Source organism: Chryseobacterium polytrichastri, assembly GCF_900142445.1.
In the GTDB taxonomy this organism is placed as follows: Bacteria; Bacteroidota; Bacteroidia; order Flavobacteriales; family Weeksellaceae; genus Chryseobacterium; species Chryseobacterium polytrichastri.
Genome location: NZ_FRAV01000001.1, coordinates 68,217 through 83,118, shown reverse-complemented (window position 1 = coordinate 83,118; position 14,902 = coordinate 68,217). Strand labels below are relative to the sequence as shown.

The following is a 14,902-nucleotide window of genomic DNA, read 5'->3' as shown; positions in this document are numbered from 1 at the left end:
GTATCTAAATGTACAATGTTTTTTTTAAAATTACAAATCTTCAGTTTTAAATTTTGTTAATATTATTTTCAATTTTGTCTAAAGCCAACTGAATTTCTTCTTTGGTAACGTTCAAGTGAGGTCTGAAACGAACTGCCTGATCTCCACATGATAAGATGATCAAACCATCATTAAAAAGCTCATTTACTAAGTGATTTCTTTCTTCTCCCGACGGCAAATCTATCGCACACATTAGCCCTCTTCCTCTTGCATTTGAAATTTTCTCAGGATATTTCTGAGCCAAAATTTTCAGCCCATCCAATAAATATTCTCCAACAATTTTAGCATTTTCCACAAGGTTTTCCTGCTCAATAACTTCCATCACCAATTGGAAACGAAGCATATCAATAAAATTACCTCCGAAAGTGGAGTTAATTCTTGAACTTTCTCTGAAAACGTTATTCGGAACCTGATCAAATTTTTCTTTGTTTGCTAAAACACCACATACCTGCGCTTTTTTTCCGAAAGAAATAATATCCGGTTTTGCAGTGAAATGTTGGAAAGCCCACATTTTTCCTGTAATTGCAATACCTGTTTGTACTTCGTCAAAAATCAATAAGATTTCATTCTGATCACAAATTTTTCTTAAGCCTAATAAAAACTCATCTCTGAAATGATTGTCTCCTCCTTCAGCCTGAATCGGCTCAATGATGATACAAGCTACTTTATTCGGGTTCATTAAAATCGCTTCTTCGATATTTAACATCGCCAATCTTTCATTCTTAATTGTTTCTGCCAAATTCTCCTCTGTAATTGGGAAACTTAGCTTCGGATTTAAGATTCTTGGCCAGTCGAACATCGGGAAATATTGATATTTTCTTGGGTCAGAAGTATTGGTTAAGCTCAATGTATAACCGCTTCTTCCGTGAAATGCCTGCTTGAAATGGATACAAATTCCGGCTTCTGTTTGAAGTCCTTTTTCAAAATTCTTACGGGTTTTCCAGTCGAAACATGCTTTCATAGCATTTTCTACGCCTAAAGTTCCTCCTTCAATAAAGAAAGCATATTGCAATTCTTCAGGAATTACCACTCTTTCGAAAACTTCTAAAAAGTGTGCATATTCCTCAGAATAAACATCTGCTAACGTAGGTTTATTTACAGCCATTTTTCCTAGCCAAGCCGATCTTTCAACAAGGTAAGGGTGATTATAACCGATGGATGCTGAGGCAAACATTGAAAACATATCTAAATATTCTCTGTCTGAAAGTTTGTCATACAACCATGATCCGTGAGATCTTTCGATATCCATCACGAAATCAAAACCGTCTGCTAAAACGTGCTTTCCTACTGTTTCTTTTACTTTATTTGCCTGTATATCTAATGTGTGTTCCATATTTTGGTGTGAATTGAAAGGTTTTTATTCAAAGATTAAAGAAGTTGAAAATCAGACCATGCGAATGATATTCTTTAATCTTTGAATGATTTATTTGATTTAAAGCTTTGGTTTACAAATCGAATTTAATCCCTTGTGCTAAAGGAAGTTCAGCCGTGTAATTTATAGTGTTAGTTTGCCTTCTCATGTAGTATTTCCAAACATCGGAACCGGATTCTCTACCGCCTCCTGTTTCTTTTTCACCACCGAAAGCACCCCCGATTTCAGCACCTGAAGTTCCGATGTTTACGTTGGCAATTCCACAGTCTGAACCTGCCTGAGAAAGGAATAATTCTGCTTCTCTTAAATTCTGAGTCATGATCGCAGAAGATAAACCTTGAGGAACATCATTCTGAATTGCGATAGCCTCCTCCAATGTTTTGTATTTAATTAAATATAAAATTGGTGCAAAAGTTTCATGCTGAACGATCTCATAAGAGTTCTTTACTTCAGCGATACATGGTTTTACATAACATCCCGATTCGTATTCTTTTCCTTCTAATACTCCACCTTCAACGATGAATTTTCCACCTTCTTTTTTACATTTTTTGATGGCTTCTTCATACTGATTCACTGCATGAACATCGATCAATGGTCCAACGTGATTATTTTCATCCAATGGATTCCCAATTTTCAACTGACCGTAAGCTTTCACCAATCTTTTCTTTATTTCCTCATATACACTTTCGTGAATAATCAGTCTTCTTGTGCTTGTACATCTTTGTCCAGCAGTTCCTACTGCTCCAAAAACAGCTCCGATGATTGACATATCAATGTCGGCATCTTTAGATATAATGATGGCATTGTTTCCTCCTAATTCAAGGATTGATTTCCCGAATCTTTCTGCCACTTTAGTAGAAACCATTCTTCCTACTCTTGTAGAACCTGTAAAAGAAACCAAAGAAACTCTTTTATCTTCAACTAATTTTTGACCCATCTCATGATCAGAAACCATTAAACTAGAAACTCCTTCAGAAATATTGTTTTCTTTTAATACTTCAGCCATAATGTTCTGACAAGCTACTGCACAGAAAGGTGTTTTTTCTGATGGCTTCCAGATCGTAACATTCCCACAGATCCAAGATAAAGCTGTGTTCCAAGCCCAAACTGCTACCGGAAAGTTGAAAGCGGTAATAATACTTACAATTCCAATTGGATGATATTGCTCGTACATTCTGTGACCAGGTCTTTCTGAATGCATGGTGTAACCGTGAAGCTGTCTTGATAAACCAACTGCAAAATCGCAGATATCAATCATTTCCTGTACCTCACCTAAACCTTCCTGCAAAGATTTACCCATTTCATAAGAAACAAGTTTACCCAAATCATCTTTATATTCTCTTAGTTTTAATCCTAATTGTCTTACTAACTCTCCTCTCCTTGGAGCGGGAATCATTCTGAATTCCTGAAATGCTTTTTGAGCAGATTCTATCACTACATTATAATCGCTCTCTCCAGAAGTCTTTATTTTACCAATCAGTCTTCCATCGGCAGGAGAATAACTTTCTATAGTCTTCCCCGAAGCAAAGTATTTTCCACCTATGGAAGTTCCTTTGTTTTCATCTTTAATACCTAGGTTCTTGAGTGTTTTTTCGATTCCGAAATCTTTGACTTTTTTAGACATAAATATTACTTTTCGTTTTGCCTAAAGATAAAAATATTATGCGAATCCCAAAATTTTAATTTTTTAGAAACTTTTTATTTGGACTAATTACAAACATGCTTATCTTTGTAGGGTAATCATTTGAATTTCAGAAATGGAAAATAACAAAACGGTAAACGAACCCGTGGAAGAAAAGAAAAACTCTAAGTGGAAACAGCTTTTGAAGAAATTTGGAATTGGCGGAATTATATTCTTTACCGTAAAAGGAATCATTACTTCTACCTTAATTTATTTTCTTGGAAAAAATTTCTGGAGCGTGATAAGTGGTTATTTCACAGGAATGTTTGATTAATTAATTGATAAATTTTGAATACAATAAAAAGCAGAGAAAATATTCTCTGCTTTTTATTTTTTGAAGTTGATCTCCCTTTTTGATTCTCTCCCTACTTTTACAGATTTCACATCATTTTTAAGATAACTCCTATTAAATGTATATCATTTTAGTGAAAGTTTAAATAGAGGAAAGAAACTATTATTTTGTGAATTTAAATGATCTTTTTTTATTAAAATTACCAAATTATTCTTTTTTCTTTCTCCCGGATTCTACCAGTTTTTGATGTAGCAAATACTCAATCTGTCCGTTTACACTTCTGAATTCATCGCCTGCCCATTTTTCCAGAAGTTTGTACGTAGACTCATCTATCCTTATGACGAAAGATTTTTTGCTTTTGTTTTCGGTAGAGTTTTGAGCTTTTTCTGATTTCATTTTACTTGTTTTATAATGCTTTTTTTAAACGCAAAGGGCGCAAAGTTTTTTTGATAAACTTTATGTTTTTAAGTTCGCAAGGGCGTTTCACTCAGCAAAGGGTTTACGTTACTTTGTCATTCTGAACGGAACAAAATGAAGTGAAGAATCAATATTTTATATCTAAAATTAGATTCATTAACATCACTGTTTAGATTCCTACGGAATGACAAACTTTGAGGAAATTTTGCTTCTTAATTTTTAGATTAATTATACAAAGTTCCTGCATTCAAAATAGGCTGTGCGGCTTTTTCACCACAAAGAACAACCATTAAATTGCTTACCATTGCTGCTTTTCTTTCATCATCCAGTTCAACGATATTTCCTTCTGAAAGCTTTTTTAATGCTAGATCTACCATTCCCACTGCTCCTTCTACAATTTTAGTTCTTGCTGCCACAATTGCTGTTGCCTGTTGTCTTTGAAGCATGGCTCCTGCAATCTCAGACGCATACGCTAAGTGTGAAATTCTGGCTTCTTGGATGACGATTCCCGCTTTTGAAAGTCGGTCTGTTAATTCCTGTTCCAAGATAGAATTAATCTTATCTCCTCCTTCTCTTAAAGTAATTGGCGCATGATCATCTTCCAAATTATCATACGGAAAACTCATCGCCAAATGACGAACCGCTGCTTCACTCTGCATTTTCACAAAATCTGAATACCGCTCAACATCAAAAGCAGCTTTATAAGTATCTCCCACTTTCCAAACCATTACGACTGCAATTTCGATTGGGTTTCCCATTTTATCGTTTACTTTCAACGTTTGTCCTTGTAAGTTCTCTGAACGAAGAGACATTTTCTGTGAAGAATATAAAGGATTAATAAAAAACAATCCGTTGTCTTTTACCGTTCCTACATACTTTCCGAAGAAATTCAATACTCTTGAGTGATTAGGCTGAATGATCATTAATCCTTTAATAAAAAAGAAAAACGTAATAAAGCATACACCCGCCAACGCAATGTTTACAATATTCTCACTGCCCGTTCCTGTTATAAATAGAACTACAGAGGCAATAAACAAGACTAAACAAATTACCAAAGCAAGATAACCTGACATTGGTTTTAAAACTTTTTCCATAACTGTAATTTTAAAGTGATATTATTTTGATATCATAAAGATATGAGTAAAATTTGAATTATAAATAATTATTTAAATTTTCTTTTGTCTTGAAATCGAAGATTCGACGTAGTCAAACAAAAGGAAACAAAAATTGCCTCCATAAAGTCGGCGAATGTTATTTCAAGACTTGAAAACTGAATGCTAAAAATTAAAAGTTAATCTTAAAATTCCCAAAACTTGCGCAAATTCATTATTAGTTATTCAATTCTAAATTTGTCTCGCGCTTCAAACAGTGGGAATTTTTTAACGGATTAATTTTTAATTTTGCCTCTGCCTTATTTATTTTTTATTTGAATCAGCGAACCTCTTAAAGGTTTCTTAACACTTCAGTTTCCTATGTCATTTCAAAGTATGTTGCAAAAAAAATCCCGAAAATTACTTTTCGGGATTTGATTTATTTATGATTTTAAAAATCTTATTTTTTATTTAAAGCTTTAAACTTAACATAAGAAACTGCAGATAAAATAATCATTGATGCAAGTCCTATGTATACCCAAGCCGGAACCGGAACCGGATCTCCTGCTGCGTAAGAGTGAAGTCCGCTTAAGTAATAGTTTACTCCAAAATACGTCATTACCATAGAACAGAATGCAAACATTGTTGCTACGTTGAATGCCCATTTGCTTCTTAATCCCGGAACCAATCTCATGTGTAAAACAAAAGCATAGACCATGATCGAGATGAAAGCCCAAGTTTCTTTCGGATCCCAACTCCAATATCTACCCCAAGATTCATTTGCCCAGATTCCTCCTAAAAAGTTACCTACTGTTAATGCAAACAAACCGATTGTAAGAGACATTTCGGATACAATTACCAATTCTTTTAATGTTGTATCATGATGAATTTTGTACATTTCTTTACTAGAAATGATATAAAATACTAAACTGATTACCGCAATAATCATTGACAGTGCAAAGAAACCATAACTTGAAACAATAATCGCCACGTGAACGATCAACCAATATGATTTCAATACAGGTACCAATGGTGTGATCTGTGGATCAAGCGCTGAACCTCCATGCGCAAATCCCATCATAATTACCGCAACCATAAATCCTGCTGCAGGAATTAATGCATTAGAGTTTCTATATAAAGCTAAACCAGCCGAAATTCCAACCCAAGAAATAAAGATAATTGCTTCATAACCGTTACTCCAAGGTGCGTGACCTGAAATATACCATCTTGCAACCAATCCTAAGAAGTGACAGATATATCCTACTATTCCAAGAACAATAATGACTTTAATCGTTTTATTTAAAACTTTATTAGGTTTAAATAATTCAACAAAACCTAAAAGCAACAATAATCCTCCAATTATTGTATAGAAAATTAATAATTTGAAGTTGATGTTTACTTCATTCATGAAAACCTCTAAATCAACTTTAGACTTCGAAGGAACTACACTTTTCCCCCATTTTTGCTGGTATTCTGAAAGCTTTGCCAATTCCGCATCTGCTTTACTCCAGTCTCCTGATTTTTGAGCCGCCAATACTTCTGCAAAATAAGGTCCCATTACTTGTTGAGATTCCATATCCGGTTCAAATTTTTGATCCAACCAAGAATGCCAAGTGTGATTTGCATCATTTTTCACAGGAACAATTCTCATAAACTGACCGCTGAAAAATTCGTTGAAAATCTGAACTCTTTCGTTTACTTTAATAATCTGCTTGTCATATTCAGTTTGCTCTGATGCTTTCTTACGAAATGCCGTATTATAATCTTCCTCTAAAATATACGTTAAATTTCCATTGGCATCAGCCGGGAAAAGATTCATTAAAGAAGTATATCCATCTTCATTGGCTTTTGTTTTTTCTAAAAGCCCTTTTCCTCCTTTTGACTCTACCTTAATTAACGGAACCATCGTCCAGCTCGGAGTATCAGTATTAATTGAAATAAACCATTGATTAGCTGTTAAAGACTTTCCGTCTGTACCTCTGAATGCATCTTTTTGGTAAAGTTTTCTTAAAATATCTAAAGCCTGAGTATTGATCGGAATAATTCTTCCTTCAATATTCTGAACCAATAGATATCCAAATTTATCTGCATGCTCTTCGCTAATTTTATTTCTTGCAATAATCTCATCTGGTGAGATTGTTTTCATTTTAGTAAGTGGCGCAGCTAAAGAATTTTGTTGTGGTGCTGATTGAGGCTGAGCCATATCATGAGTATGACCATCACCTTCTACATGAACGTGCTCTGTGCTTCCGTCTATAGTTCCGTGCGTATCAATCTTCTGAGCATTTAAGCCTAAGCTTAAGAACAATAGCACAACCATTGTCGCTCTTTTTTTGTTAACGTCTGTCAACATTTTATTTAATTTCCAGAAGTGCGTTCCTTTCCAGAAGAAAATAACAAACATTCCTAAGAATAATAGTCCGTACCCGATATAAGAGATCAAAGTTCCCCAGAAATCGTGGTTTACAGAAAGTACTGTTCCCATTCTGTCCGGATCAAAACTTGACTGGAAGAAACGGTAACCGCCATGATTTAAAACGTGGTTCATATAAATTTTATAAGGCGTTTGTTTTCCTTCATCAATGATTTTAATGTGACTTTCATAAGCACTTGGAGATGAACTTCCAGGATAAGTTTCCATTACGAAATCATCTAATTTCAAGGCAAAAGGCGTGTTATACACTTTAGGACCAAAACCAGCCATAATGTTTAAACCATCCATTGTTATTTGCTTGTAAGCATTTGGATTCCCTCTTTCAACAGAAAGTTCTACCAACTGCTTTGTTTTTGGACCTTGAAGTTCAACTGTTAATACATCCGGCACATTAGCATCCTTCTTTTTATCGCCTTCAATAGATATTAGTTTTCCTTTTTTAAGACCTTCAGGTACAACTAATTTTAACTCATTAATACTATATAAACTTCTCAACGCTAAAGGCTGGAATTCGTCTTTCGTTGTATTACCTGTAGCCTGAGTTGCCATCGTCATATACGTCGCATCCACAGGAGTTTTAATGAATATTTTACCTCCTTCAGTTTTAAATTCAACTGCACCTTCAATCGCTCTGTTGAATGTTACCAAAGTACCGTTAATAGACTTTGTTTCACCCGGTTTGATGAAGATATTTTGTCTTCCGGTTTTTCCTGTAGATACCAAATGTAGATATTCGGCACCGCTAGGACCAGCAACTAAACTGTCTTTTTTTCTTTGAACATAATCTTTAGTGACTACTTTAATTTCCTTTCCTCGGAAATCGTAGGTAGCATTGAAGTCTTTGTGCAAAGGAGACATCAGATAAGGAACGTCTTGATAGTTAAGAACATCACCTTTTTCTTCAATCTGAATTTTAAAGAAATTTTTGTCGGTTACAATTTCGTTTGAAGTTTCACCTTCTCTGATGTGCATTGTACCTTCAAAACTAATGTATCTGGTGATTGCACCACCCACAAAAATAAATACGAATGCAAGGTGGAATACCAAAACCGGCCATTTCTCTTTTTTCCAAAGTCTGTATCTTCCGATATTTCCTATGAAATTTAAAATAAGCAGAACCATAATAAGTTCAAACCATTTTGCTTCATAAATTAAAGCTTTTGCTGTTGGAGTTCCGTAGTCGTTTTCTAAAAACGTGGCATAGGCCATCGAAAATGCGAATACCAGTAACAGCACAGCCATTGTTCTGGTTGAGATAAGAATATCTTGGAGCTTCTTCATGATTTATTTTACTTGACATGCAAAAATAAGCATGATAAACTATAAAGAGGATAAAAAAAACTGTTTTTTGTCACTTTGAAGCCTATATTCGCTATTTTGAAACATTCTTAATAAGCAAAAATAAATTGAAGAAAATTTAAAATCGAAAACCCTGAAAATGTGAATACAAAATAGCTATTCCCGCGATTGGGTTTATCTATTTCCTAATATTGTTTTCTTTCTTATTTTGCTTAAAAATTCATGAGAAATTCCCAAATAAGAAGCAACTTGCTGTTGCGTTAATCGCTGTTCAAGAGTTGGATATTTTTCTAAAAATTCCAGGTAGCGCTTATCTGCCGTTTTATTCATTAAAGATAAAATCCGTCTTTGCAAAGCTACCGAAGATTGTTGATTCATAATCCTGAACAACTTTTCAACTTTTGGCATCGTTTCATAAAGAAGTTCTTTATCTTTTTTTAAAATCATTAAGACTTCACTATCTTCCAACGCTTCAATATTCAACGTACTTGGAACATTATTAATCAAACTGTCGATATCTGTGATCCACCAATTCTCGATTGCAAAATATAAGGTTTGTTCAAACCCGTCTTCTGTTAAAAAATACACTTTAAAACAACCGTTTACAACAAAGCCCTCAAAAAGACAATACTCCCCTTCTTTTAATACAACATCTTTCTTTTTAAATGTTTCAAGCTTAAAAGGTTCAGAAAAACGTTGAAACTCTTCATCAGAAAGGTCAATATATCTGCTGATATTATTTTTTAAGATCTCGAACATAATTTGGTTTATGAGTGAAACAAATGTATCAATTTTACATTAAACAAAATGGAGACACCCAATTGAGTATCTCCATTCAAGTAGAATCAATGTATTTTTTTTATTATTTCAGAAGTTCCTTTGTTGTCAATACTTTCGCATATAAATTATCTAAAGCCGTTAACCCCGCAAGGAATGATTCGTTCACATCTGCAGCTTTTACAGTTTCTCCAAATAATTCTCTATCTCTTGTTGCCACAGCATCTCCAACAACCGTATTATCAAATCCAAAATCCATTGCTGCTCTTGTTGTTGCATCCACACAAACATCGGTCATCATTCCTGTTATAACAAGTTTCTTAATATTTTTAGAGTTCAAATATTGTAACAAATCTGTTTCCCTGAAACTGTTTGGATAATGTTTAGCAATGACTTTTTCACCTTCCAAAGGAGTAACTAAAGCATTAATCTCTGCACCAGGAGTGTTTGGTAAGAAAAAAGTAGCTCCCGCATTGGTAGCAATGTGCTGAATATGTATTATAGGAAGGTTATTTTTCCTGTAATACTCTAATAACAATTTTGTTTTTTCACCAGCCTCATTAGCCCCAACTAATTCCATGGCTCCACCTGGAAAATAATCGTTTTGAACATCTATAATTAACAATGCTGTAGAATTCTCTTTTACATCATGATGGTTTCTGTCATTATCATTACATCCTGTAATCATCAACAGAGCCATTGAAAAGAAGGTTAAAAATATATTTTTCATTTTTTTATTTTAAGAATTTAATTAATCTGTATCTTTTATGATTTAGGCTTATTGCCCGTTAATGAATTGCTGCGTTGTTCTCACTCTTGCATACAGGTTACCAAGAGATGATAGGCCTGCCAAATAAGATTTGTTAATCTTGGCTGCACTTACAGTTTTACCATACAGCATACGATCTCTGGTAGCAATTGCATCACTTATCAACGTATTATTAAAGCCTAAATCCATCGCTGCTCTGGTAGTAGAAACCACGCATACATCAGTCATCATTCCACATATTACAAGGTTTTTCACACCTATACTTTTAAGATACTGCAAAAGATCAGTTTCTCTGAAGCTATTGGGATAATGCTTTACAATTACTTTTTCGCCTGAATTAGGTGTTACATAGGAACTTATTTTTGCCCCTTGTGTATTAGGCAAGAAAAAAGTAGCTCCCGCATTGGTAGAAATATGCTGAATATGAATTACAGGTCTATTGTGTGCTCGGTATGCAGCAAGTAATTGTTTTGCCTTTTCACCAGCTTCATCAGCATTTACCAATGTCATTTTTCCTCCTGGAAAATAATCATTCTGCACATCAATAATGATAAGCGCAGTATTTTCAAAATTATTATTCGGGCTTTGTGCAACAACATACTGAGTTATTCCCAATAAGAACACAACTAATAATGCGGCTGTTTTAAATAAATTTTTCATATAATATTTTTAGTTAAAAAAATTAGGTTTAGGACAATAGAAATTGTTCAGTTGTTATAACATAGGCATATAGATTACCCAAGGCAGTAAGCCCCGCAAGAAAAGAGATGTGCATATCTTTAGCATCAACAGTTTTCCCATACAATTCGCGGTCTTCTGTAGCACAGGCATCACCAATTATGGTGGTATTAAAACCAAAATCCATCGCCGTTCTTACGGTAGCAGCAACACAGACATCAGTCATCATTCCACACACAACCAAATCATTGATCTCATTTTTTCGAAGATGATTCAACAAGTCAGTATCTCTAAAACTGTTTGGATAATTTTTAATGATTATTTTCTCTCCATCATTTGGCTGTACGCAGTTGTTAATTTTTGCGCCCTCTGTTTCAGCTAAAAAGAAGTCTGCACCTTCGTTCGTGGCTATATGCTGAATATGAATAATTTCAAAACCTTTACTTCGTGCATAAACTAAAACTTCATGAGCATTCTTTCCCGCTTGTTCAACTTCAAATAAAGTGTGGGTTCCCCCTGGAAAATAATCATTTTGTACATCAATAATTACAAGTGCTTTTTTCATAATTCTATTTTGTTTTCTTAATTATGAAGCAAAATTATAGAGACTCGGATTCAAAAAAATTGAACTAGTTCAAAAAAGCATTATATTTCTACTTATTTTGTGAAAGTAAAACCAATTTATAATTTCAGAGAATTTCAAAAATTATTAAAATCTTCTTTTAGTAGTAAGCATTATTCTAGAAAAATTAACATAATTTACCTTTCAATTTTGATTAAAAATATGTATTGGTGTTGAAAAAACACTAAATTTGCCAACATTGATATTATGGACAAAAAGACACAAAAACAACAAGCTGAATCGCCTGACAAAGGCAGAACTTTATCCAAGCCCCGTATATTCATAGGGCTTACTTTTATCCTTTTTTCTGGAGTACTTGTTTTCTCGTTCATTTCTTATTTAATGAATTGGAAAGCAGACCAAAGCCAAGCAGGAACAATGCTGGACAAGAGTATAAAATCTTCGAATATTTTTGGAAAACTGGGCGACTGGCTCGGAAACCTTTTCATTTTTGAAAGCATAGGCGTTGCCTCTTTTATTATAGCATTCCTTTTTATGGTAATAGGAACCATGATCCTTAAAAAGAAAATTTTTAAACCTTGGATGACCTTTGGGCATTCTTTATTTTTCATTTGCTGGCTTCCTGTTTTGTTTGGAGCAATCACAAAAGGGCAAGGGGTTTTAAGCGGGGTTTATGGGTATCAAATCATGGATTCTCTTAATGCCATTATAGGAGGTGTTGGGCTTTGGACGGTTTTGGTATCGAGCATTGCATTATATTTTATCTTAGAATTTAATCTTCGCCCAAGTTCAATGAAAGCAAAGCTGGACAAAATCAACGAAAATACAATTGGTAAAGTAAAATCTATGATACCAAGTTCTGATGAAGATTTTGAAGCCGATGAAGAATTGGAAGAAGAAATTCAAGAGACTCCGGATAATAATAATAATAATAATACCACTACTAGTACTAGCAGCATTAACAGCGAAAGTAGTAATGTTTCGGTAACAGATATTCCTCAAAAAATAAAAGTTGAAGAACCTGTAAAAGCAGTAAGTGTTCCGAAAGGATTCCCTGAGGTTCTTCCCGTTTCAACAACTCTAGATCCTGTTACCATTACCACTCCAAATCATACTTCATTTGAAGAAAGTAGAAATGATTTTTCACAACCCGTTAATGTAAATCTAAATACAAAAACTCCTGTACCGGTTTCAACTCCAGAGGAAGCGTTTGATATTAATCCTCCAAAACCAATCGTAAAAGAAGATATTAAATTTAATATAGAAATAGCACCTGTTATTGATGTCTTAGATGAATCCGACAGAAAATCTAAAGAGCTTGTAGACAAACATGGTCTTTATGATCACAAATTAGATTTGGCTAATTTCCAAATGCCTCCGGTTAATCTTTTAACAGATTATGGAAATGAAGAGATTTCTATCAACCAAGAAGAATTAGAAGAAAATAAAAATAAAATTGTAGGGTTGTTAAAGAATTTCAATGTTGGAATTTCTGAAATCAAAGCTACAATTGGGCCCACAGTTACCTTATACGAAATTGTTCCAGAAGCGGGAATTAGAGTATCAGCCATTAAAAAATTACAAGACGATATTGCCTTGAACCTTTCTGCATTGGGAATTAGAATTATCGCTCCAATGCCAGGAAAAGGAACAATCGGAATTGAGGTTCCCAGAAAAAATCCGACCATGGTTTCTATGCGCTCTGTTATCGCATCACATAAATTCCAAAATACAGATATGGATCTTCCGGTTGTTTTTGGAAAAACAATTTCGAATGAAGTCTTCATGGCCGATCTTTCAAAGATGCCTCACTTATTGATGGCGGGTGCTACAGGACAGGGGAAATCAGTTGGTATCAATGCCATCCTTACTTCCCTACTCTACAAGAAACACCCTAGTGAATTGAAATTCGTAATGGTGGATCCTAAAAAAGTAGAACTTTCTTTATATTCAAAAATTGAAAGACATTATTTAGCGAAACTTCCGGATACAGATGATGCTATTATCACCGATACCAATAAAGTAATTAATACGTTGAATTCTCTTTGTGTAGAGATGGATCAACGATATGACCTGCTTAAAAATGCATTCTGTAAAAACTTAAAAGAATACAATAAGAAATTTACGGAAAGAAAACTAAATCCTGAAAACGGACACCGTTATTTACCTTACATCGTTTTGGTTGTTGACGAGTTTGCAGATTTAATTATGACTGCAGGAAAAGAAGTTGAATTACCTATTGCAAGATTGGCTCAGCTGGCAAGAGCAGTAGGAATCCACTTAATTGTTGCTACACAAAGACCTTCTGTAAATGTAATTACAGGGATGATTAAGGCTAACTTCCCAGCGAGAGCTGCATTTAGAGTAATTTCAAGTGTGGATTCAAGAACGATTCTGGATTCTCCCGGAGCAGATCAGTTGATTGGTAAAGGAGATATGCTTTATTTTAACGGAAATGAAATTTTAAGACTTCAATGTGCTTTCGTAGATACTCCGGAAGTAGAAAGATTGGCAGAATTTATCGGGGAACAAAAAGGATATGCCTCTGCATTCCTTCTTCCTGAATATGTTTCAGAAGAAGCAACAAGTAATGTCGGAGCTTTTGATCCGAATGAAAAAGATGCGTTATTTGAGGATGCTGCAAGAATTATTGTTTCTACGCAACAAGGATCTACCTCTATGCTTCAGAGACAGTTAAAATTAGGATACAACAGAGCAGGAAGAATTATGGACCAATTGGAGGCAAGTGGTATTGTAGGCGGCTTTAATGGTGCAAAAGCAAGAGAAGTGATTATCAGTGATCTTCACTCGCTGGAACAGTTTTTAGAAGACTTACGCAGGTAGAAATTTTTGAAAAATGTTAAATTAATAACTAATAATACATACATCATGATAATTCTTAAAAAGAACATAGCCCATCTATTTCTAATTTTCTCAGCGCTATCGCTCACTTCATGTGCACTAAGATCAATTCCGAGTGATTATAGTTCTGTAAGACTAGAAACAGTTGATACAAACACATTAGGAAATGGGAAAGTATTAATATATAATGGCGCAAGTATTTTGCATTCAATGGATAATACTGCCAGGTTAAATGTCTGGATTGACGATAAATCAATCGGACAAATCAGAACAAAAGAATATCTGATCATTGATTTAAAAAACGGGAACTATGATTTCAAAGCTCTTCATATAGATATGGTAAATATGAGAAGTACACACAAAGTAGAAATCAATGATAATACAAAAGTAATTAGAATAGAACCTACGATTACTTCCAATAAGCTCACAGTAACAAATATTCTTCCTGAGAATTTTGATAAATACACTTATAGAGCAGATAGAAAATAATTTAATACATCCTCTCAATACGTTGCAATTCTTGGAACAGTTTTTGAAAGATCTGCGTAGATAAAGGAAAAAACATCATTTGATGTTAAACTTTTGAAGTTGGAAAATGTATAAAGAGT

General features: G+C 34.2%; 12 protein-coding genes. 3 read left to right on the top strand and 9 right to left on the bottom strand.

The window, feature by feature from the left end:
- Positions 1-46: 46 nt before the first annotated feature.
- Both lat and amaB read right to left on the bottom strand, forming a co-directional pair.
- On the bottom strand, positions 47-1,372 hold the full coding sequence (lat, locus tag BUB80_RS00330) for an L-lysine 6-transaminase (protein ID WP_073289856.1): 1,326 nt from the start codon (positions 1,370-1,372) through the stop codon (positions 47-49).
- A gap of 112 nt (positions 1,373-1,484) precedes the next feature.
- The gene (amaB, locus tag BUB80_RS00325) at positions 1,485-3,035 is read right to left on the bottom strand and encodes an L-piperidine-6-carboxylate dehydrogenase (protein WP_073289854.1); all 1,551 of its coding nucleotides are present in this window, start codon (positions 3,033-3,035) and stop codon (positions 1,485-1,487) included.
- Between the two features lie 133 nt (positions 3,036-3,168).
- On the opposite strand from amaB, the gene BUB80_RS00320 reads away from it, so the two are divergent.
- Positions 3,169-3,366, top strand: a complete 198-nt coding sequence (locus tag BUB80_RS00320) for a hypothetical protein (RefSeq protein WP_073289852.1) — start codon at positions 3,169-3,171, stop codon at positions 3,364-3,366.
- A 225-nt stretch (positions 3,367-3,591) separates the two neighbouring features.
- Here the strand turns inward: BUB80_RS00320 and BUB80_RS00315 are convergent, their stop codons facing one another.
- The 7 genes from BUB80_RS00315 to BUB80_RS00285 form a co-directional block, all read right to left on the bottom strand.
- Positions 3,592-3,780: a type II toxin-antitoxin system antitoxin gene (locus BUB80_RS00315; protein WP_054508887.1), complete on the bottom strand. Its 189-nt coding sequence runs from the start codon at positions 3,778-3,780 to the stop codon at positions 3,592-3,594.
- Between the two features lie 245 nt (positions 3,781-4,025).
- On the bottom strand, positions 4,026-4,895 hold the full coding sequence (locus BUB80_RS00310; RefSeq protein WP_073289850.1) for an SPFH domain-containing protein: 870 nt from the start codon (positions 4,893-4,895) through the stop codon (positions 4,026-4,028).
- 457 nt (positions 4,896-5,352) lie between these two features.
- Positions 5,353-8,607, bottom strand: coding sequence for a cytochrome c biogenesis protein CcsA (gene ccsA / locus BUB80_RS00305; protein WP_073289848.1), 3,255 nt, complete (start codon positions 8,605-8,607; stop codon positions 5,353-5,355).
- A gap of 192 nt (positions 8,608-8,799) precedes the next feature.
- Complete coding sequence (locus BUB80_RS00300) at positions 8,800-9,384, bottom strand: Crp/Fnr family transcriptional regulator (protein ID WP_073289846.1); 585 nt, start codon at positions 9,382-9,384, stop codon at positions 8,800-8,802.
- 103 nt (positions 9,385-9,487) lie between these two features.
- A complete protein-coding gene (locus BUB80_RS00295; protein ID WP_083546958.1) occupies positions 9,488-10,132 on the bottom strand; it encodes a cysteine hydrolase family protein in 645 nt (214 codons plus the stop codon).
- A gap of 48 nt (positions 10,133-10,180) precedes the next feature.
- Positions 10,181-10,831, bottom strand: coding sequence for a cysteine hydrolase family protein (locus BUB80_RS00290; protein ID WP_083546956.1), 651 nt, complete (start codon positions 10,829-10,831; stop codon positions 10,181-10,183).
- A 28-nt stretch (positions 10,832-10,859) separates the two neighbouring features.
- Positions 10,860-11,414, bottom strand: a complete 555-nt coding sequence (locus tag BUB80_RS00285; RefSeq protein WP_073289844.1) for a cysteine hydrolase family protein — start codon at positions 11,412-11,414, stop codon at positions 10,860-10,862.
- Between the two features lie 264 nt (positions 11,415-11,678).
- Here BUB80_RS00285 and BUB80_RS00280 point away from each other — a divergent pair, with 264 nt between their 5' ends.
- Both BUB80_RS00280 and BUB80_RS00275 read left to right on the top strand, forming a co-directional pair.
- Positions 11,679-14,276 (top strand): DNA translocase FtsK, encoded by a 2,598-nt coding sequence (locus tag BUB80_RS00280; RefSeq protein WP_073289843.1) that lies wholly within the window; start codon positions 11,679-11,681, stop codon positions 14,274-14,276.
- A gap of 45 nt (positions 14,277-14,321) precedes the next feature.
- Positions 14,322-14,783 carry a hypothetical protein gene (locus BUB80_RS00275; protein WP_073289841.1) on the top strand — a complete coding sequence of 154 codons (462 nt, stop codon included), beginning with the start codon at positions 14,322-14,324 and terminating at the stop codon, positions 14,781-14,783.
- Positions 14,784-14,902: the final 119 nt, after the last annotated feature.